At 41.2% G+C, this 20,901-nt stretch carries 16 protein-coding genes; 10 read left to right on the top strand and 6 right to left on the bottom strand.

Going from position 1 to position 20,901, the window contains the following annotated elements:
* Positions 1 to 129 precede the first annotated feature (129 nt).
* From CWC17_RS11450 to CWC17_RS11435, 4 genes are all read left to right on the top strand, one after another.
* Entirely contained in the window at positions 130 to 618 is a 489-nt protein-coding gene (locus CWC17_RS11450; protein ID WP_138612958.1) for a GNAT family N-acetyltransferase, read from the top strand.
* Between the two features lie 177 nt (positions 619 to 795).
* Positions 796 to 1,824, top strand: coding sequence for an NADPH-dependent curcumin/dihydrocurcumin reductase (gene curA / locus CWC17_RS11445; RefSeq protein WP_138612957.1), 1,029 nt, complete (start codon positions 796 to 798; stop codon positions 1,822 to 1,824).
* 48 nt (positions 1,825 to 1,872) lie between these two features.
* A complete protein-coding gene (locus CWC17_RS11440; protein ID WP_055020174.1) occupies positions 1,873 to 2,490 on the top strand; it encodes a glutathione S-transferase family protein in 618 nt (205 codons plus the stop codon).
* A gap of 223 nt (positions 2,491 to 2,713) precedes the next feature.
* Positions 2,714 to 4,336, top strand: a complete 1,623-nt coding sequence (locus CWC17_RS11435; RefSeq protein WP_138612956.1) for a methyl-accepting chemotaxis protein — start codon at positions 2,714 to 2,716, stop codon at positions 4,334 to 4,336.
* Between the two features lie 58 nt (positions 4,337 to 4,394).
* Here the strand turns inward: CWC17_RS11435 and CWC17_RS11430 are convergent, their stop codons facing one another.
* From CWC17_RS11430 to pdxR, 3 genes are all read right to left on the bottom strand, one after another.
* The gene (locus CWC17_RS11430; RefSeq protein ID WP_138612955.1) at positions 4,395 to 4,703 is read right to left on the bottom strand and encodes a YkgJ family cysteine cluster protein; all 309 of its coding nucleotides are present in this window, start codon (positions 4,701 to 4,703) and stop codon (positions 4,395 to 4,397) included.
* 71 nt (positions 4,704 to 4,774) lie between these two features.
* Positions 4,775 to 6,703: a RecQ family ATP-dependent DNA helicase gene (locus tag CWC17_RS11425; protein ID WP_138612954.1), complete on the bottom strand. Its 1,929-nt coding sequence runs from the start codon at positions 6,701 to 6,703 to the stop codon at positions 4,775 to 4,777.
* A gap of 105 nt (positions 6,704 to 6,808) precedes the next feature.
* A complete protein-coding gene (gene pdxR, locus CWC17_RS11420; RefSeq protein WP_138612953.1) occupies positions 6,809 to 8,275 on the bottom strand; it encodes a MocR-like pyridoxine biosynthesis transcription factor PdxR in 1,467 nt (488 codons plus the stop codon).
* A 108-nt stretch (positions 8,276 to 8,383) separates the two neighbouring features.
* On the opposite strand from pdxR, the gene CWC17_RS11415 reads away from it, so the two are divergent.
* From CWC17_RS11415 to CWC17_RS11395, 5 genes are all read left to right on the top strand, one after another.
* Positions 8,384 to 9,160, top strand: a complete 777-nt coding sequence (locus CWC17_RS11415) for an aldolase (RefSeq protein WP_138612952.1) — start codon at positions 8,384 to 8,386, stop codon at positions 9,158 to 9,160.
* A 10-nt stretch (positions 9,161 to 9,170) separates the two neighbouring features.
* Positions 9,171 to 10,058, top strand: a complete 888-nt coding sequence (locus CWC17_RS11410) for a dihydrodipicolinate synthase family protein (RefSeq protein WP_138612951.1) — start codon at positions 9,171 to 9,173, stop codon at positions 10,056 to 10,058.
* 298 nt (positions 10,059 to 10,356) lie between these two features.
* A complete protein-coding gene (locus CWC17_RS11405) occupies positions 10,357 to 11,661 on the top strand; it encodes an NAD(P)/FAD-dependent oxidoreductase (RefSeq protein WP_055020170.1) in 1,305 nt (434 codons plus the stop codon).
* A 133-nt stretch (positions 11,662 to 11,794) separates the two neighbouring features.
* Positions 11,795 to 13,885: a cupric reductase gene (locus tag CWC17_RS11400; protein WP_138612950.1), complete on the top strand. Its 2,091-nt coding sequence runs from the start codon at positions 11,795 to 11,797 to the stop codon at positions 13,883 to 13,885.
* 111 nt (positions 13,886 to 13,996) lie between these two features.
* On the top strand, positions 13,997 to 15,496 hold the full coding sequence (locus CWC17_RS11395; protein ID WP_138612949.1) for a phospholipase effector Tle1 domain-containing protein: 1,500 nt from the start codon (positions 13,997 to 13,999) through the stop codon (positions 15,494 to 15,496).
* Between the two features lie 492 nt (positions 15,497 to 15,988).
* On the opposite strand, the gene eat is transcribed toward CWC17_RS11395, so the two are convergent.
* From eat to CWC17_RS11380, 3 genes are read right to left on the bottom strand one after another with little or no spacing between them, the layout of a single operon-like run.
* Entirely contained in the window at positions 15,989 to 17,392 is a 1,404-nt protein-coding gene (eat, locus tag CWC17_RS11390; protein WP_138612948.1) for an ethanolamine permease, read from the bottom strand.
* Positions 17,393 to 17,413: 21 nt separating this feature from the next.
* The gene (gene eutC / locus CWC17_RS11385; RefSeq protein ID WP_138542606.1) at positions 17,414 to 18,283 is read right to left on the bottom strand and encodes an ethanolamine ammonia-lyase subunit EutC; all 870 of its coding nucleotides are present in this window, start codon (positions 18,281 to 18,283) and stop codon (positions 17,414 to 17,416) included.
* Positions 18,283 to 19,686, bottom strand: coding sequence for an ethanolamine ammonia-lyase subunit EutB (locus CWC17_RS11380; protein ID WP_138612947.1), 1,404 nt, complete (start codon positions 19,684 to 19,686; stop codon positions 18,283 to 18,285). Before CWC17_RS11380 ends, eutC begins: the two co-directional genes overlap by 1 nt.
* 219 nt (positions 19,687 to 19,905) lie before the next feature.
* Between CWC17_RS11380 and CWC17_RS11375 the strand changes: the two genes are divergently transcribed.
* Positions 19,906 to 20,874 (top strand): helix-turn-helix domain-containing protein, encoded by a 969-nt coding sequence (locus tag CWC17_RS11375; protein ID WP_138612946.1) that lies wholly within the window; start codon positions 19,906 to 19,908, stop codon positions 20,872 to 20,874.
* Positions 20,875 to 20,901 lie beyond the last annotated feature (27 nt).

Here is a 20,901-nt window from a genome sequence, read left to right as displayed (position 1 = left end):
ATCATATTTTGCTTATATTAGAGTACTTTAAAACAAAGTTATAGCGCTAAAGTGGCTAATTTTAATGATTGTACACGGTTTAAATGATTGCTAAGTTACCCTGTATTCAACTCATAAATTACTACCACTATGATCACCTTAAGAGATTTTCAACCGCACGACGCACCACACATTATTAAAACCTTAAACGATGAACAGGTTACGCGTTTTCTATCGTCTAAAATTCCGTTCCCGTATACGCAAGCCGATGCCGATTGGTGGATAAATCAAGGCGCTAAAAATGGGATTATTAAAGCCATTATTGTAAATGAGCAATTTGCAGGGTGCATTGGCATAACGTCCGGAGAGTTTGAGTACAACCGCAGTGGCGAAATTGGTTATTGGCTTAATAGTCACTTTTGGGGGCAAGGAATAATAACTCACGCAATTACACAAATTTGCGATGAGGCCTTTAAAAACTCGAATCTAAACCGTATTTTCGGCGCTGTGTTTGCTGGCAATACTGGCTCAATAAAGGCACTGACTAAATGCGGCTTTGAAGCCGAGGCCATACTAAAACAAGCTATTTATAAAGACGGTGTATTTTACGATAGCCATATTTTTAGCAAGCTAAAATAAACCATTTAGAATAAATACTCTGTAAAGGTTGAATTAACAGCCCCCCGCCCAAAACTCCTGTTATAAGGTACAAATTTGTACATACATATACTGCTTAGCGCGCATTATTGCTTATGCCAATTAGGTTATTAAACGCATAAACATTCGTTAAGTGGGTTAACCCAAAAGGAGATTTTTATGTCTGCGACTAGTCGTCAACTTACTTTAGCATCACGCCCGCATGGCGCCCCTACCGATGAAAACTTTGAACTGAAATCAGTAGATTTACCAGCGCTTGAAGATGGCGAAGTACTATTACGTACTATATACCTTTCACTTGACCCTTATATGCGTGGCCGCATGAGCGATGCTAAATCGTATGCCGATCCGGTCAATGTAGGCGATGTAATGGTAGGCGCTACCGTGTGCCAAGTAGAAGAGTCTAAAAACGATAAATTTAGCGAAGGTGAATGGGTGCTTGCCTACACTGGTTGGCAAAGTTACGCCATTAGTAATGGTGAAGGCTTAATGCAATTAGGTAAAGAGCCAGAGAACCCTTCGTATGCACTGGGTATTTTAGGTATGCCAGGCTTTACCGCTTACATGGGCTTACTTGATATTGGCGCACCTAAAGAAGGTGAAACTGTTGTAGTAGCCGCCGCTACAGGGCCGGTTGGTGCAACCGTTGGCCAAATAGCTAAAATTAAAGGCTGTAAAGTGGTAGGCGTTGCTGGTGGCAGTGAAAAATGTAGCCACGCAGTTGAAAAGCTAGGCTTTGATGCTTGTATTGATCACAAAGCCGATGACTTTGCAGACCAGCTAGAAAAAGCCTGTGATAACGGCATAGATGTTTATTACGAAAATGTGGGCGGCAAAGTGTTTGATGCCGTATTGCCTCTACTCAATAAAGCTGCCCGTGTTCCACTATGTGGTTTAGTATCGCAATATAATTCTACCAGCCTGCCTGATGGGCCTGACCGTATGGGTATGCTAATGGGCCAATTGCTTACTAAGCGTATTAAAATGCAAGGCTTTATAATTTTTGACGATTACGGCCATCGCTACGACGAATTTGCACAAGACATGCAAAAATGGCTTAAAGAAGGCAAAGTACAATACCGCGAACACATGGTAGAAGGTATTGAGAACACTGTAAGCGCATTCAACGATATGCTTAGTGGTAAAAACTTTGGTAAAACCGTGGTTAAAATTAACGAGCCTCTTTAAATTTTACAAAGCGTTACTGCACACGCAGTAACGCCAACAAGGACTGACATGATCAAGCTTCATCACTTAAATAAATCACGCTCTAAACGCATTATTTGGCTTTTAGAAGAGCTAGATGTTGATTACGAAATTGTGGCATACCAGCGCAATACCGAGACTTTTTTAGCACCTGACGAACTTAAAAAAGTTCATCAATTAGGTAAATCGCCTGTTATTGAAGACGATGGCCTAATCGTTACCGAATCTGGCGCCATTACCGATTACCTAATTACTAAGTACGGTAACGGAAAATTTGCGCCAAAGGCAGGCACTGCTGAATATGTAGATTATCAGCAATGGCTGCACTTTGCTGAAAGCTCAGCTATTTTACCGCTATTACTTAAAATGTTTGTTTTAAAAGATGGCGCTAAAACAACCTTTTTAGAAAATTACGCAGACGCAGAAACCGTTAAAGTAATTAGCTACTTTAACGACCGACTGCAAGGTAAACGTTACTTAGTAGGCGACACCTTAACTGGTGCCGATATTATGATGTCGTTTATTGTAGAAATAGTTAAAAACTCAGGCCAGCTTGCGCACTTTAAACACCTTGTAAAGTACGACGAGCAATTACAAAGCCATGAGAAGTTTCATACGGCTAATGAACTAGAAGCTAAATACGATTAAGTACAAAACACAGATAAACCAAAGGGGCTTTTTAAGCCCCTTTTTTAATACATCTGCTTTAATGATTCCCAACCGATGCACTCCTCCCAATAAAGTTTGTAAAATAAATTAACAATTACCGGTCTATTATTGCTTAAATGCACATTTTTTGGTGCATAATATTCTTATTATTATAAATGCCTCATTAATCACCTTTGGTTAGTGTTTAAATTGGAAAATAACTATGACAATCAACATGCGCCTAGTAACGGGCTTTGGCATTATTTTAGCTATGATGCTTATTTTAACTGTGATTGGTATATCGCGAGTAAGCCTTATTAATAGCAACATAACGCATATGACCGACGTAAATTCAGTAAAACAGCGTTACGCAATTAACTTTAGAGGTAGCGTACACGACCGTGCTATAGCACTTAGAGATGTAGCTTTAATAACCGAGCAAAGCACATTAAATACAGTGTTAACTGATATAAAAGAGCTGGATGCATTTTATCAAACCTCAAGTCGTGCTATGCGTGCTTTAGTGAGTGAAATGAGCAGCGAAGAGCGCGCGTTAATAACTAAAATTAACCAAATAGAACAACAAACGCAGCCGTATATTAAAGCGGTTATTAATGCTAAAAATAGCGAGAACTTAAATGAGGCGTCGCGTATTTTATTAACCGATGCCCGCCCTGCATTTACGCTTTGGTTAAACACTATAAACCAGTTTATAGATTTACAAGAGCAAGCAAATCAGGCCACAACCGTTGAAACCCGCGAAGTAGCTAGCTCCTTTGAAGTATGGATGATTACATTAACCGCGCTCGCTATTTTAATAGGTGCAAGCGTAGCGTACGTAATTAGTTTGCGTATAAGAGATTCGGTAGGTGGTGAGCCACAAGAAGCCGCTAAAGTAATAGCGTTAATCTCACAAGGCGATTTAACTGCAAATGTAGATTCGTGCTGCCCAAATAGCATGATGGCCTCAGTAGCCGTTATGCAAAGTAAATTAAAAACCATTGTAGATAGCATTATTAATTCATCTGATGAGCTCTCTACCCATTCTGCAAGCGTTGCCTCTGGCTCGCAACAAGCACTTAGCGCAGCCGATGCGCAGGTTACCTACACAAACTCTGCAGTAAGTAGCTTAGAAGACATGAGCCGCAGTATAAACGCAGTTGCAGGCTCTGTTAAACAAACTGAAGATAACTCAAAGGTAACCGCGCAATTATCGCAGCAAGGCAGTATTGCAGTGCAAAAGGTGGCAGCCGAAATTGAGCAAATTTCCGTAACGGTTAAAGCCACTGTAAATCAAGTAAATGTGCTGCAAGAACATGTAAAACACATTGGCGATATATTAAGTGTGATCCGAAGTATTTCTGATCAAACAAATTTATTAGCACTTAATGCGGCAATAGAAGCAGCAAGAGCGGGTGAATCTGGCCGAGGCTTTGCTGTTGTAGCCGACGAAGTAAGGCAGCTTGCCCAACGTACAGGCGATGCGACCGGCGACATTGAAAAAATGATTTTACAAGTGCAAGAAAACACGCAAGCGTCGGTAACCGCTATGGAAACCACCGTACCGCAGGTAGAAAATGGCTTAACTCTAACCCACGAGGCAAATGAGCTGCTTAACCAGATACAACAACAAGCCAACGACTCATTAAGTAATGTGCTTGAAATTGTAGAAGCCACATCAAACCAAGTAGCAACCGTTGCACAAATTAGTTCAGGCGTTGAAGAAATTGCCAATATGTCGCAAGAAACCAGCCAATCGCTTAATAACAATGCGCAAAAAGCCGTTGCACTTGCCGACCTTTCAACAACATTAAAACAATACATTAGTTACTTTAAAGTGAAGTAATTTTTTAACGCATACAACAAAGGGGCTTTCAAGCCCCTTTGTTGTATGCGTATATTTATTAAATACCCGCTATTTCGCGCTCAGTAATACACTCGTTTGAGGCCATTTCGAACTCGCGGCACGTAAGTGGGCGGTTTTCGTAAATGGTACACATTAATGTGTTACGGTCGAGTGCCTGGCACCAACCGTCGTCACCTCGTTTCATTACTTCGCTGCCCCACTTATCGTAATCAATGTATTGAAAAGGCACGCCCGTGTCGGTCACTATGCGCACTTCTAATTGGCAGCAACATGCTTGGCAATTAGCGCAGGTTACAGGCTCAGGTGTAGAGAAGATAGTTTTACTTGGAATAACAGTGTTAGGCATAGTGACTTAATAAAAAAGAGTAAGCCACTAGGATACAGGAACTCATACCAATTGCATTAAATAGCTATAAATTAGCGCGCTAGTAGTTTTGCTTTTATATCGCTGTAGCGCATTTGCTCGCAAAGCGCAAAGCCGCTCAGTTGGCGTACTTTGTTACGTGCAAATAACGGCACGCTCATGCCCGCTAAAAAGCGGCACTGGGTTTCAATACCTACACTGTGAATGCCTTTTGTTGCCATGTGCGCTAAAAACTCATCCACTTTTTGATAAATAATGTCATCGGCAATGTGAGCAGGCTCTATTGAATACTCAAGCTTTACAGCATTACCACGGCATGCACTACAATGCCCGCATTGCGCTGGCGCATTCTGGTCGTCAAAATATCGCGCTAAGTTATAGCTTAAGCAACTTTGTAGCTCAAAAAAGCGTACCAATGCAGCTATACGTTTAATTTCGGCTTGTTCTTTTTCACTAAAATAGCTGTGTAATTGTTTTGCAAGCTCAGGGTTATTTATAACCTCACTATGCACTTTGTAAACTTGGGTAATACGTTTGGTTTCAAGGGTTATTAGGTTTTTTTCGGCTAGGTAGTCTAGCGCGGCTACTACGCGTTTGCGGTCAACCTGCGCGGCTTGGGTAAGGGTGTCAAAATTAAGCGTACCCCATATTTTTTTAAAATCGGTATGGCTAAATATTTGCGTTAAAAAGGCTTGGCGCTGCTCGTCAAACTGGCTAAGTAGCTCGTTTTTATCAACCAAAAACTTGTATTTAAAATCAGCGTAATAGGCGTACTGCGGCGTTATTGCGCCTTGCATTTCTAGTTGTACTAACAAGGTTTTAAGCGCTAATTGGCGAATATTACTTTCGCTCGATAAACTGTATTCTTGCATTTCCCATTGCTGGGGCTGGGCTTTAATATCGTTAATAACATATTCAATGCCACTCAGCTCTGGGGTGTCGCCGTACACAAAGTTTTCTACTGTGTTTAGGCCATCTAAATTAGCTAGGGTGTAGCAGTTTGATAGGTTACCATCGCGCCCTGCGCGGCCAATTTCTTGGCTGTAGTTTTCAATTGATTTTGGTAAATCGTAATGTATAACAAAGCGAATATCTGATTTATCAACGCCCATACCAAAGGCTATAGTTGCTACTACTACGTTAATTTTACCCGCCATAAAATCATCTTGAATTTGCCACCTCAGCGTATCTTCAAGCCCTGCATGATATGCAACCGCCTGTATACCTTGCGCACTTAACGTGTTTGCTACTTGCTCAGCACTTTGCTGAAGCGTTACATACACAATTCCTGGGCCGTTTTGCGCACGCACTATGTTAGTAAGCTCAGTGTTTTTATCAGCTGTTTTTACACTTAGTACGCTTAAATCGAGGTTAGCGCGGTAAAAGCCCGTTTGTACAATACACTCAGGGGCAATATTAAAACGCTCACTCATATCGCGTTTTACTTTTTTAGTGGCGGTAGCGGTTAGCAATAATACCAGTGGAATATTTAGCTCTTCGCGGTATCGCGGTAGTTTAAGGTAGTCGGGTCTAAAGTTATGGCCCCATTCCGATATACAGTGCGCCTCATCTACCACCAGCATAGACAGCGCAACTTGGCTTATAAACTCTCTAAAGCGCTCGTTTTTAAAACGCTCCACCGACACCATTAATACTTTAATTTTACCATTTCGCACATCGTTCATTACGGTGCTGCTTTGCATTTGATCTTGGCTCGAATCAAGGCTTGCCGAGTAAATACCTTTGCTATTTAAAAAGCTAATTTGATCTTTCATCAAGGCAAGTAAAGGCGATACCACCAAAGTTAAGTTGGGTAAATGCATAGCCGTTAACTGATAACACAACGACTTACCCGACCCCGTAGGAAATATAGCCAGTGACGACTGCCCATTTAAAAGCTGCTCAATGGTTTGCTGTTGCCCTGCTCTAAATTGGCTAAAACCAAAATGCTGCTCAAGTGATGTAATTAATGGCGTGGTCATAAATATCCTTTTTAGTATTACAGCGGCTAATAAAATGGGTTTAAGCGATTATAACTTATATTCAGCCATACTTTTTATGTAAAAATAATATTAAGAATTAGTGCCTTATTTTTCATCAACTAAAGTCGCGTAAAGTGATTGAATCGAATGAGTAATTTCCGTTTTATCTATCGATCCAAAGCCAAAGCGGATATGAGTTGGTGTTTGCTGAGCGTTATTAAAAAAAGTACTCAAAATCGAATCGTTACTCTTAAAATTGGATAAGTCTTTTCCTTTTGTCATTTTAGATATATCAACCCAAATAGCCAACCCACCGGTAGGAATATCAAACGATACCTTGCTACCAAAAATACGCGAAAACTCATTGACGGTATGATCTCTTCTTTGCCTATATTCCCGCCTTACTTTTCTTATGTGCCTTTTAACTTCGCCTGTCTCCATTAAGTCAGATACAACATGCTCTGTGATTGTATTTCCTTGCCTATCTATAAGTACTATCTCTTGTGCTGCGCGCTGAATCAACTCCGTACTACAAACGATGTAACCAAGCCTTAATCCAGGAGCAAATACTTTAGACATAGATCCTATGTGAACAACATTTTCGGAATTTGGTAAACTTGCTAATGGTGGTATGGGGTTTGTCTCGTAATGAAATTCGTGGTCATAGTCATCTTCTATTACGGTTAAATGGTGACACTTTGAAAGGCGAAGTAGAGCCAACCTTCGTTCCATTGGTAAACATACTGTGGTTGGGTATTGATGGTGAGGTGTAACATATATGCCAGCCACTTTATTATCACGAATTAACTTTTGTAAGTGTTCGATATTAAGTCCGTCTTTGTCTAACTTACACTTCAATACTTTAAAGCCATTTGCTTCAAAAGTAGCTTGAGCAGGTGCATAGCACAGCTCTTCCATAACAATGGCGCCATTTGTTGGATCGAGTACCCTTGAAGCTAAATAAATACCCATTTGGCTTCCTCTAACAATGCATATCTCTTGCTCTGAGCAGTTTATATAGCGATCACTTGAAACCATTTTTTGTAATGACATTCTTAGCTCTAATGCCCCTCTAGGATCTCCATAACCAAGCTTTGATCGTCGGCTTAAATTTACACATATGCGCCTATATGTTCTGGCTAATAACTCATAAGGAATTAATCGCGCATCAGGGGTACCATCATTAGTTGTTGTTATACAGCTTGCCTGCGCTAAAGCCTCAATATATAGCTCTTCTGTTAAATCAGAGGGGGCTTTAGTTTTTACAGTGCTACTAACTAATTTACTATCTGCGTCTGACAAAGTTTGTTCAGGTAAAGATTCAGCTACAAAGGTTCCACGCCTAACTTTGCTTTTTAACCACCCCTGCACTTCTAACTCTTCATACACATACTGTACTGTTTTTCGATTTATATTTAGCTGTTTAGCTAAAGTACGGGTGCCAGGTAACATACTCCCAGGTAGTAATCGCCCTCTTTTTATATCACTTATTAAGCAATTCAATAACTTAGAGTGAAGTGTTTTTGCATTATTGCCTTCAAACGAAAATTTAATATCCCAAGGTCTTAACATACACCCTCACAGCTGGCCCTATATAAATAACATATCTGGTTCTTATTATTAATCCAGCCTAACGCTACCTTTACGTTAATGTCAAAACATAACCACAGGAGAGATTAGGTGAAAACAGCAAATGCAACTAAACACGCACTCATGCAAATAGCCAAGAAAAACATGAATACCCTTATAGAAGACAGCCAATTTACAGATAGGCAAAAACTGGCTTTAACATGCAGAATTTTATTCGATAAAGGCCATAACTCAGGGTTAGCCGGTCAAATTACCAGCCGTTTACCTATAAGCCAAACATTCTTAACCCAGAGGTTTGGGCTTGGGTTTGACGAAATTACCGCTGAGAATTTAATAGAAGTTGATCACGACCTGAAGCCTTTAGAGCCTAATGCAATGGCAAATCCGGCAAATCGTTTTCATACTTGGATATACAAAGAGCACCCTGAGGTAAATTGTATAATCCATACACATCCAACGCATATAGCGGCACTCTCAATGCTGGAAGTGCCGTTGGCAATTTCTCAAATGGATACCTGTGGGCTATACAACGACTGTTCATTTGTTGACCACTGGCCAGGTGTCCCTGTTGGTAACGAAGAAGGTGAACTCATCTCAAAAGCATTGGGTAAAAACAGAGCGTTATTCTTAGCTCATCATGGCCAACTAGTCATAGGAAAAACAATTGAAGAGGCGTGTAACCTTGCCATTTTAATTGAGCGAGCCGCAAAACTACAATTACTTGCTATGGCTGCCGGAACAATTAAACCACTCCCCGAGAATTTAGCACAAGAAGCCCATGATTGGGTCTCAACAGAAAAACGTAACCAAGTGAATTTTGCGTATTACACACGACAAGCTTTAAAACACCATAACGACTGCATTTAGGAGTATTAAAATGAATTTATCAGGGATCATAGGTTATCCAATCACACCATTTCATGATAATGGTCAAGGAATAAACTTTAATAAGTTAAAAACTATTTTAGATACTTTACTAGAGGCTGAAGTAGATGCCATTGCAGCTTTAGGTAGCGCTGGCGAAGCGGCCTATTTAAGTCAAAGTGAGTGGGAAAACGTTGCAAACTACACAGTTAAATATATTGCAGGCAGAGTGCCTGTAATTATAGGTATTGCAGAACTAACAACAGAACAAGCATTAAAGCGTGCTAAATACGCACATGATATCGGCGCAAATGCAATCATGCTTTCACCCTTTTCTTACTACCCTCTTAACGAAGATGAAATATTCACACATTTTAAACGTGTGTCTGATGAAACACCGCTCCCCATTATGATTTACAACAACCCTGCTACTTGCAAGGTTGATATGTCACCAGAGTTTATGCTGCATATGGTTGAAAGTATTCCTCATGCAACTATGATCAAAGAGAGTACAGGTGACATACAACGCATGCACAAGATTTACGAATTATCTAACGGCACAGTGCCATTTTTTAATGGCTGTAATCACCTAGCGCTTGATGCGTTAGTAGCAGGGGCTGCTGGCTGGTGTACCGCAGCACCATGTTTAATCGCTAATAAACCAAAGCAATTATACGAAGCTGTAAAAGCTAATGACAATAACAAAGCAAGAGCTCTATTTTATCAGCAATATAACTTTTTAGAATTTATTGTTAAATCAGGGCTTGCTGCCGCAATAAAATCTGGATACGCCTTACAAGGATTTGATGTTGGCGAACCACGAAAACCTCTATTGCCGTTAAACGAAGAAGCACAAGCGGAGCTAAAAGGGATGTTACTCAATCTCACAATCATTAATTAATTACCAAGTAAGTACTTAATTAATTTAAGTACTTACTAACCAACGCGGGTGTTGCCCCGCTAAAGCTGAAACATACTTCTTTTTTTAACAGCAATTTAACTGCACAGCTAAACGATAAGAAAGTGAGTATAACTTATATGCCTTTATTCAGTATTTTTTGCTGACATAGCCGTTATTTAGGCGCAAAATACACTGTAGATGCTCAACAGCTTTCAAAGCAGACTTAATTTTATACCCAAGTGATTTTCAACAAGAATAATCAGATTATTTGGGTATATTATTTTTACGGGGCATTGCTATGAATATAACTAAACCTAAAATCGTCGTTATTGGCGGTGGCGCAGGCGGACTAGAGCTGGCAACACAATTAGGGCATAAATTAGGGAAGAAAAAACAAGCCGAAATTCTTTTAATCGATAAAAACCGTACCCACATATGGAAGCCGTTACTACACGAAGTAGCGACAGGTTCTATTGACCCCGATTTAGATGGCGTTGTGTATTCGGCCCACGCTGCAAAACATCATTATAATTTTCAGCTTGGTACATTTTGCGACATAGACCAAAGCAACAAAACCATTACCCTCGCGCCGCATCTTGATGAACTAGGCCACACTATTTTGCCAAAGCGTAGCGTACGCTACGATCACCTTGTTATTGCCATAGGCAGTGTAAGTAACGACTTTAATACCCCAGGAATAAAAGATCATTGCTACTTTTTAGACTCAAACCAGCAAGCTGAGCGTTTTCAGCATTCACTGCTCGACAGTTTTACTCGCCTGCATCAAGACGATAACCAACAGCAATCATTAAATATTGCCATTGTGGGCGGTGGCGCAACCGGCGTTGAGCTATCAGCAGAGCTTTACCATGTATCTGAATTATTAAAGCTTTACGGCCTTACAAATATGTCGTCTAAGCGTTTACATATCCATTTAATTGAAGCGGGGCCACGTATTTTACCCGCCCTGCCCGAGCGCATTGCCGATAGCGCAAAACGCGAATTATTAAAGCTAGGTGTAAACGTACGAGAACAAACACAGGTTAAAGAAGCCACCGAGCAAGGCTTTATAACAAAAGACGAAGAACACATAGACGCCGATATAATGGTGTGGGCTGCTGGGGTAAAAGCGCCTGACTTTATTAAAGATTTAGGTATTTTTGAGCTTACCCGTAGCAACCAAATTAAGGTTAACGAGTTTTTACAAAGCACTGTAGATGAAAGCATTTTTGTACTTGGTGATTGCTGCGCCTTTACCCAAGAAGACGGAAAGCTCGTTCCACCGCGCGCACAATCGGCGCATCAAATGGCGCTGTGTGTAGAAAAAAACCTCATTGCGACTTTAAAACAACAGCCTTTGTGTGGCTTTAAATATAGCGACCATGGCTCGCTCGTTAATTTATCGCGCTACAGTACGGTAGGTAATTTAATGGGTAACCTAACCAGCAATACCTTTTTTATAGAAGGTAAAATTGCTCGCTTTATGTATATATCGCTGTATCGTATGCACCAGCGCGCCATTCACGGCAGCGCAAAAACCTTTGCGTTGTGGATAAGCGAAAAAGTACTACGTGTTGTGCGCCCTAAAATGAAATTGCATTAATCCATAAACACAACGGCTAAGTAATCAAAAGCTTTAAGAGATAGTATTATTTCTTAAAGCTTTTTTGCTTTATGCGTATCTAAAAGAGTACCATGCAGATAAATATATTTGTGAATTCAAGGGATTGACGCTAATGAAAAAAGTACTTTTCGGGATTGTAACAATCACTGCCTTGGCCGTTTATTTTTTCCAAACTCAACCTCATTTTGAAGATGTTGGGCACACTGAAAAAGTGGAGCCAACCACCACTGAGCCCAGTACAGTTAATAAAAAGAAGCCAAGTGAGGACTCACCCCTACAGGTAGTTAATAAACTAAAAAAGCAAATTAGTCTGTGCAGAGAACAATCACAACAACAAAGTACTAAAATACAAACCTTGAATCAGTCGCTTGTTTCATTTTTTGTAAGTGAACTCAAAAAAGGGGCATCGGTATCCACGCTTTTAAAGTATTCAACTTTATCAAAGCTTAATCAACGTACATACATTGCCCTTTTAAAAGACGCCATTGTTGCTGAGCAAAAGCAGCAACTTAACATTACTCACTCTTTAAACGGGTTAGCTAATTGGCAAGGTATTGAAGCAATTAAAAACCTCACCAACGACAAAGTAAAAAAACTACTCAAAGATTTAGGCAACAGTAGCACGGCTCCACCGGGGCTTACTATTAGCTTGCCTGTTGATGAAAATGTACAAAAAGAAACGCTTTACGCTTTATTAAGCAACACCGATACATTTACAACTTATGTGCAATCGTTTATTAAAGTTGAGGGCAGTGAGGTAATATCCCCAGCAACATTATTCGTACTTAACGCAGACAAACTCTCGCTTAAAGAGTTTGAGCAAGCTATTTCATCTAACCAATTTACAGTGAATGAAGTGGCTACCGCTATAAAAAATGATATACCTAATGAATATATTATTGCCCTTTTACAGCAAGTTCCCGCGCTAGATGCCTTGCCGTTATACGAACAAAACACTGTTTTATATAACTTAGCTGATATTGCGGTCAGTAAATTCAATTTACCCATTGTAAAAGCACTGCAAACAAAAGGGATTACGCCAACCAACGAGCCTGGTTTATTTACAGGGTTAGACGTAGCTATTGTAAACCTGCCAAAAAGCGGCAACTTAACCCTAGCCCCATTAGATACTAAACACACCCAGCTTTTGGACTATCTTAAAAAGCGTGGTTACAAGGCACATAGCGGCAATGCGAATAACGACCTAAATAACCAAGGGGTATTTTTTGTAAATGACTTTATTTACCAGCAAGGTGCCTATATTAATAAGCAGGACAACCCTACGCAATTCGCTTACTTTAGCCCTATAGGTAGAATAAGCAATGTAGAGTTACCTAAAATAACAACTAACGATAATTCTGCCATAGCTACTTATTTAATAGACCTAGAACAACAAAAAAATGAGCTACAAGCGCGTAGTAACAATTGTAATGATCTACATAAAGAGTTAAAAACCGCCGAACAGTTAGTTGATATAAGGCAAGCTTACAATCAAGTTTGGAATGCAAATGAAGAGCACGGTGATAACACCCCAGTCATTTTGCACGCAATAGACCCTGTTTTAGTTAACTACTGGTTTGCTTCACAAAACAATCAGCATTCATACGGTAGAAGCCAAAGCACATTTAGCGAATTTTTATCTGAAGAGCAATACCAAAAAGCGTATGAGTACAGCCTTAGTACAGTATTAACTCAAGCCGAAACGGATACGCTTTTTTCTTTATTACTGTTAAAACCTGATGATTTAATCACTCTTTGGCAAAGCCGAGTAGAACCTAAGCCACCGAGTGATTTACTACGATTGAGCAAACTTCCACTTGGTCAATGGCAAAAACTAAAACACGCTGGTTTTGATTTTTCGATTACCGACGTGTATGGCCGCGACGTATACCTTCAAGCAATGTTTGCCTCAAACGATATAGTGCAATTTTTAATTGATAATAAAATACCCTCTGATACAAAAAAGCTGGGCGTAGATATACTCGACCTAGCGCTAGAACAAAGCTATCACCAAGGGAAATTAAGCAAAAACGTTCCACTAGCGCTACAACTTGTAAAAGAGTTTGAGCCAAACCACTTAGCCCGTGTAGCACGATTAAAAATGTTTTACCCTGAGGTTTATCAGCAGTTAATTCAGCTAAAACCAGCGCTTAAGCCTGCCCAAGGCACAGAGCTAAATCATTATATGTTTGATAATCACTAAATAACCCGCTAAGCACGCTAATGCCCTTAGCGTGCTATATAGCTAAATTAATGTCTTTAATATTTAACATTGCCTGTGTAGAGTATTTAAAACAATTAAAGGATTAGGGCTATGACGGGTAAAACGCTAATTTTTAATTTTGATGGTACCGGGGGCGAGCCTCGCGATGCAGAGCAATTTAGTTCAGATCATTTTAAAGAAGACAGTAGTATTTCTAATATTCTTAAGCTGCATTTATTATTAGGCGGCAAGCTCGATGACTCCCCCACCACCCCATTTACAAACCAGCTTAGTTTTTATTATCAAGGTATTGGCACCAAAGGAAGCCGCCTAAAACGTATTTTAAACCAAACTTTAGCGCCACGTGGTGACGATGTTGCCAGTATTTTAAATCAAGCCATGCGTGATTTTAAAACGCATTACCAACTAGGCGATACCCTTTTACTTACCGGTTTTAGCCGGGGCGGCGCACTTGCTCGGCGTTTTGCAAAAATCCTAGAGCCTTTAATTAGCGATAATGTTTACGTATGTGTATTTGATACCGTGGCCTCAATTGGTTTATCAAAAGTCAGTAAAGCAACACGCGGTGCCCAGCATGTTATTTTTGAAAACCACACCATTGCCAAAAATATTTCGCAGGCACTGCACTGCGTAGCACTTGATGAAAAACGCCGCGCATTTGAACCCACCCTAATGAACCATCAAAATAATATTACCGAGCTTTGGTTTGCAGGGGCGCATTCAGATATTGGCGGTGGTTATTACCGCGATGGCCTAGCTGATATTTGCCTGCGCTATGCGCTTGAATGGTTAATTGAGCAACCTCTTAAAATTAGTTTATTAACTAGCCACGATATTGACTACGAAACCTTATTGCCTGGCAGTAAATTAGTTGACCAAGACGATGTAACCGTAACGCCCGATCCTCTGGCTTTAAGCCATCAGCAAAATTACTTTTGGTTTAATTCCATTTTTAAATTGGTCGACAGGGAGTGTTGTGTACTGATTGATAACGAAGCAAGCAACCTTGAGCCATTAGTTCACCAAAGCGTGGCTACACGGATTAATAAACTAACCAGTTATCGCCCAGAATCGCTTAAAAAACGTCATTACAAAATGAGTTATAACGACGGCACAACATTAAGCTTTGTCGGGTTAAGCCCCCACATTGCACTCGCTAACCAAAATATGAGCGTGCTTGGGATTAATCAAAGCCAAGATGTAATGGTATTTGCCTCAGAGCAATATAACACCACCGGTTTAATGCTTGAGCAAGGCGCTACGTATCGCTTTACGCCTTATCCAAACCAGTTTTGGTACGACGATGGCGTAAAGTGCACTGCCAGCGGGTGGCATCGCGATAACGTGCAATTAGGTGTGAAAGAAATCCCCATAGCATTACTTGAACCATTTAGACGACTTCCTCGCGCACAATGGTTTTCTTTAGTAGGTGCTATAAATCAAAACGATGAACACCTGTTTGAAATTGCTGGTGGCAGTGACATAAAAGTAGCTAAATCCGGTGAGTTTTGCCCCTTTGCCAACGACTTAAGCCGCTTTTACGGCGCTAATGCAGGTAAAATAAAAGTAAAAGTAACCCGCATAAGTTAAATGAGGGGTGTAGACGCGCAGCTTGCTGGCGTTTTAAAAGCGACGCTTTAACCGAGGTATAAAGTGATTGTTTCACCACTGAGAAGCGAAGGTGAATACCTAGAAAAGTAACTTGCATCGCGCGCGAGCAAGCTTCGCGCCTACAAGTTTCACTTCTCATTTACTCCTCATTCTCCTCTCTTTGTGCATTTTTGTATTAAAGATCAATAAATCACAAAGAGGTTAAGAGACACTTCGCTTTTAGAGAAATAACTAAAATCTTGCGCGAGCAAGCTTCACGCCTACAAGTTTCACTTCTCATTTACTCCTCATTCTTTTCTCTTTGTGCATTTTTGTATTAAAAATTAATAAATCACAAAGGGGTTTAAACTCTACAAGCGCGATATAATATCGCGCCCATAGCTAGCCTTAACAGCAGAGCTTAATGACTCCTGTAGACGCGCAGCTTGCTGGCGTTTTAAAAGCAACGCTTTTACCCTCTTGTTAACCCATTTAGTTTGAGGCGGCTAAATCTGCTTCAGCATCGGCTAGCATTGCAAATTCTTCATCTGCATTTTTAGCTACCAAATGTTTTGAGCTGTACCCAAAGTAATAAGCTGCCCCAATCACAAAGAGCACGACCGTATACAAAAATGCACGAGGGTCAAACGCGTACACACCCGTTAATGCAATAAGCGATAACACTAACGCAATACCCGATGTAACCACGCCACCTGGCGTTTTATAAGGGCGATCTAAATTAGGTTGCTTAATACGTAGCATAATATGGCTCAGCGCCATTAATGCATACGATACCGTCGCACCTACCACCGCCATAGCGAGCATTAAATCGCCCTCGCCACTCAGTGATGCAATAAAACCAAATATAGCGGGTACAATTAACGCACGTGCGGGGACTTTACGCGCTGTAGTAATTGATAACGAACGCGGTAAATAGCCCGCACGCGAAAGCGCAAACACTAAACGGCTATAACCATAAATAATCGAAAAGAACGAGGCAACTAGACCCGCTAACCCTAAAACATTTACTACAGTCGCTAAGCTTTTATTACCCGTTACATTAAGCGCATCTACTAGCGGTACAGCACTTGAGCCCATGGCTTGTGCACCGCCCGCGCCAGGCACTAATACAACAACCAGTAGTGCTGTAAATAATAAAAATAACATAGCGCCAATAATGCCTTTAGGTACATCTTTAGCTGGGTTTTTCGCTTCCTCGGCTGCAAGCGGTACGCCTTCTACTGCTAAAAATAACCACATAGCAAAAGGAAGCGCAGCCCACACACCATACCAACCAAGCGGTAAAAATTTATTTGCGCCTGTAGCATTGGTTACCGCCACATCGAACAAATTAGCCGCATCAAAATTAGCAATTAACGTCACGGCGGTGGCAATAATTGCCAGTACAGCCAGGCCACTAATCACCATCATCACTTTTAACGCTTCACCCACACCCGCTAAGTGAATTCCCACAAAGGTTAAATAAAACAGTGCATATACCCACGGGCCATTAAACCCTGTTAATGCCTCAACCGCCGAGCCAATAAATATAACAATAGCAGCAGGTGCTAGTGCGTATTCAATTAATACCGCAAGACCGGTTAAATAACCCCCTGCAGGCCCCATTGCTTGGCGCGCAAAACTGTAACCACCACCCGCCGCAGGAATAGCGGCCGACATTTCAGCAAGCGATAGCACTAGTGTTAAATACATTATTGCCATTAACACGGCAGCAATTGCAAAGCCGCCCCAACCGGCTTCTGCTATACCAAAATTCCAGCCAGCAAAATCTCCCGAAATTACATACGATACCCCAAGCCCTGCAAGCAATAACCAACCCGCTGTGCCACTTTTTAACTGCCTTTGTGCAAGATACTCTTTATTGTTATTAGACATTTTGACCTCTTTTTTATGGTTTTATTCCGCGATTAAAAAATTAGTGGTTTGAACCTGGTGCTCTATTACATCATCCTGTGTTCGGTCTTTTAAATTAACCCCTGTAAGCCCGCACTTTTTTGCCTCTTGCAATAAATATACGGCTCTTCGGGCTGCCTCAAAGTAGCTAAGCCCTGCAGGGCGAATATTCGAAATACAATTACGACACGCATCGTTTAGCCCCGTTTTTGGCGCCCACGTTAAATAAAGGCCCAGGCTGTCGGGGGAGCTAAGCCCAGGGCGCTCCCCAATTAATACCATTACAACCTGCGCATTCAGCAGCTCGCCAATATCGTCACCAATTGCCACGCGGCCTTGCATTACTAAGGTAATTGGCGCAATTTTGTAAGGTGATGGCTCAGTGGGAAGCTGCTTTAAAAGCTCGGTGATAAATGGCGCGGCGTTTTTTTGTACCGCCAGCGACGAAAGCCCATCAACGACTACAATAGCTAAATCATACTGCGCTTGTGCGCTGCTTTGCATCGTGTTTAAAAGAGTGTTTCGCCCTGCTTCGTTTAGCTTTCGACCTAAATCGGGGCGCTGCAAATACGTAACACGATCGGCAGCTTCGCTTTGTACATTTAAAGGTTTACCTAAATCACACAGCCCATTAATAGTGCTTAGTGATTTTGTCATTTCGCCAATGTCTAACGGAAAGTTAACCGCATCGCGCGCTTGAGCATGCGATAGCTGAAACGCTAACATTTCAGATGTCGGTAAACTAATACCTGCGCGGCCAAGGCCTATTCGCGCATCCGTAAAACGACGTAAATCACGCCATGGGTTTTCTACCACTTTACCGTTACTTTTATAATTACGTGTTTTTATATTTATAGGCTCTACAGATTTCATTACATCCCTCCTTGCACTGCCTTTAAAGGCGTAACAAAGGCACTTGGTAAGGTATTTGATAAAATGGACTCGGCAGTATTTTCCATAATTTTCATCCTACTTAGCCAGGCTTCAAACTCAGGGGCGGGGCGCGAACCTAAAACACGTCGCACATAGAGCGCATCATGAAACGAGGTGGTTTGGTAGTTAAGCATAATGTCGTCAGAACCTGGTATGCCCATTACAAACGAGCAACCCGCAACGCCTAGTAAGGTGAGTAAGTTATCCATATCGTTTTGGTCGGCCTCGGCGTGGTTGGTGTAACACACATCGCACCCCATAGGTATGCCTAAAAGCTTGGCACAAAAATGATCTTCAAGCCCTGCGCGGGTAATTTCTTTGCCATCAAATAAATACTCAGGGCCAATAAAGCCGACAACGGTATTAACTAATAAAGGGTCAAACTTACGCGCTACAGCATACGCGCGTGCCTCACAAGTTTGTTGGTCAAGCCCATGGTGCGCATTGGCCGAAAGCGAGCTGCCTTGCCCGGTTTCAAAATACATTACATTATTGCCAACCGTGCCACGCTTTAAGCTCAGCGCAGCATCTTGCGCTTCAGCTAATGTATTCAAATTAAAACCAAAGCTTGAATTTGTAGCCTCTGTACCGCCAATTGACTGAAAAACCAAGTCCACCGGTGCCCCCGCTTCTATGCATTCTATGGTATTAGTTACATGGGTAAGCACACAGCTTTGAGTTGGAATTTCGTATTTCTGAATTACATCATCCATTAGCTTCATCAGCTTTATGGCTTGAGCTACGTTGTCGGTGGCAGGGTTAATACCTATAACCGCATCGCCATTGCCGTATAAAAGGCCATCGAGCATGCAGGCAGCAATACCGTTTATGTCATCAGTTGGGTGGTTAGGTTGCAAACGTGTTGATAAATGCCCTGGCAAACCTATGGTATTTCTAAACGCACTTTTTACGTGGCACTTTTTGGCAACGAGAATAAGATCTTGATTACGCATTATTTTACTTACTGCAGCGGCCATTTCAGGGGTAATAGCTTGCCTAACACTTGCAAGTACAGTAGGTGTAGCATAGTCACTTAATAACCAGTTTCTAAAATCTCCCACGGTTAAGTGCGAGATAAGTTTAAAGGCGTTTGCATCGTGCTCATCAATTATTAAGCGTGTAATTTCGTCTTGTTCGTAGGGAATAAGCACATCATTTAAAAATGTTTTAAGCGGCACTTCGGCCAAGGTCATTTGTGCTACTGCGCGTTCTTGTGCCGATTGTGCAATAACCCCCGCTAGTCTATCACCTGAGCGCTGTGGCGTAGCTTTAGCCATTAATTGCGCTAAGCTCTTGAATTGATATGCTTGTGTACCTAACGTATAACTATATCCATGTGCCATGATTTACTCCGTATAACTAATATTTAAAACCTTGGTATAGGGCTTGCGTTATATTAGCTATAAATCAATTTTGAATAGTTACAAGAGAGCTTAATTTATACCAAGTGACTATCGAATTTTGGCAAATCATCTTTTATTATTGTATTTCAGCAAGTTACAAATGTAACTTTGTCACATACGTAAACTAAATTTTATTTACTTTAAAAGAGCATCACCGATATGGCGCAGCAAGGCAGCAACTATGCACCACAAAAGAGCAAGGTATTCACCCACGATATTGACGAGCAAGCACATAACCTTACTCAATGGCAGCAAAAGTATGACCAAGTAAGCGAGGGCGGATTTTTTGGTTGCATAGAAGGCGTTAACTACAGCGGTATCCATGCGTTTAAAGAGTACACCGAACGCGCGCTGCGACAACAATGCAACATAGCACCTAACTCTATTTGGCTGGGTATACCGAGTCAGTCTCAGCAAAGTAAAATTAATGGTCTTAATGTGGCAAGCAATCAGTTTATGTGCCGCACAAGCAATAGCGACTTTGAACTAATTACCCCTGAGCAATTTGATATTTACGGTTTGGTTATTAACTGGCATTCAATTGAATATATGGCGCAGTTACAGGGCGTTACAATTAAAAACCTTTTATCTGCACAATCTGCTCGTTTGTCGGTAAGCGACTCATCACTTAAAACAGCAAGACAAATAATTAATACTATGGCGACTGGCACTGGCTTTGGGCTAAAACCAGAATCTCAACAAGATATGCTTAATATGCTAGCACTACACTTATTACAAGCCGATAACCCGCAGCAAAGCATTGCCCCAAGTTACAAACACCGTAAAGCGGTGGTCGATAAAGTAAAAGAGTACGTGGCAGCCAATCCCCAAAAAACAATTACCATAACCGAACTTTGTGAGCTTACTTTTGTTAGTAGGCGTACATTGCAATACAGTTTCGAAAGCATATTAGGTATTAACCCACTTAAGTTTTTGCGTTTAACCCGTTTAAATAACGTAAGGCGAGCACTTAAAACGGTTGGCCAAACCAAGCCTATATCCGTTATAGCAGCCAATTGGGGATTTTGGCATGCAGGGCAATTCACTAAAGACTACACGCAATTATTCGGCGAAAATCCCTCTCAAACCATCGCCAATAATTTAAAAGAGGCAGCCTTTGAGTATTAAATGCGGCAAAGCTCACATCACAACCCC

The organism is Pseudoalteromonas sp. S3785 (assembly GCF_005887365.1).
GTDB lineage: Bacteria > Pseudomonadota > Gammaproteobacteria > Enterobacterales > Alteromonadaceae > Pseudoalteromonas.
Note: the sequence above shows the minus strand (reverse complement) of the source record. Positions and strands in the feature narration are given on the sequence as shown.

Bases quoted from the DNA above. Each gene is read 5' to 3' on its own strand.
- curA (WP_138612957.1), top strand. From the start codon at position 796: ATGTCTGCGACTAGTCGTCAACTTACTTTAGCATCACGCCCGCATGGC.
- CWC17_RS11380 (WP_138612947.1), bottom strand. From the start codon at position 19,686: ATGGCACATGGATATAGTTATACGTTAGGTACACAAGCATATCAATTC.
- CWC17_RS11405 (WP_055020170.1), top strand. From the start codon at position 10,357: ATGAATATAACTAAACCTAAAATCGTCGTTATTGGCGGTGGCGCAGGC.
- CWC17_RS11400 (WP_138612950.1), top strand. From the start codon at position 11,795: ATGAAAAAAGTACTTTTCGGGATTGTAACAATCACTGCCTTGGCCGTT.
- CWC17_RS11375 (WP_138612946.1), top strand. From the start codon at position 19,906: ATGGCGCAGCAAGGCAGCAACTATGCACCACAAAAGAGCAAGGTATTC.
- CWC17_RS11440 (WP_055020174.1), top strand. From the start codon at position 1,873: ATGATCAAGCTTCATCACTTAAATAAATCACGCTCTAAACGCATTATT.
- pdxR (WP_138612953.1), bottom strand. From the start codon at position 8,275: ATGTTAAGACCTTGGGATATTAAATTTTCGTTTGAAGGCAATAATGCA.
- CWC17_RS11425 (WP_138612954.1), bottom strand. From the start codon at position 6,703: ATGACCACGCCATTAATTACATCACTTGAGCAGCATTTTGGTTTTAGC.
- eutC (WP_138542606.1), bottom strand. From the start codon at position 18,283: ATGAAATCTGTAGAGCCTATAAATATAAAAACACGTAATTATAAAAGT.
- CWC17_RS11430 (WP_138612955.1), bottom strand. From the start codon at position 4,703: ATGCCTAACACTGTTATTCCAAGTAAAACTATCTTCTCTACACCTGAG.
- CWC17_RS11435 (WP_138612956.1), top strand. From the start codon at position 2,714: ATGACAATCAACATGCGCCTAGTAACGGGCTTTGGCATTATTTTAGCT.
- CWC17_RS11410 (WP_138612951.1), top strand. From the start codon at position 9,171: ATGAATTTATCAGGGATCATAGGTTATCCAATCACACCATTTCATGAT.
- CWC17_RS11450 (WP_138612958.1), top strand. From the start codon at position 130: ATGATCACCTTAAGAGATTTTCAACCGCACGACGCACCACACATTATT.
- eat (WP_138612948.1), bottom strand. From the start codon at position 17,392: ATGTCTAATAACAATAAAGAGTATCTTGCACAAAGGCAGTTAAAAAGT.
- CWC17_RS11395 (WP_138612949.1), top strand. From the start codon at position 13,997: ATGACGGGTAAAACGCTAATTTTTAATTTTGATGGTACCGGGGGCGAG.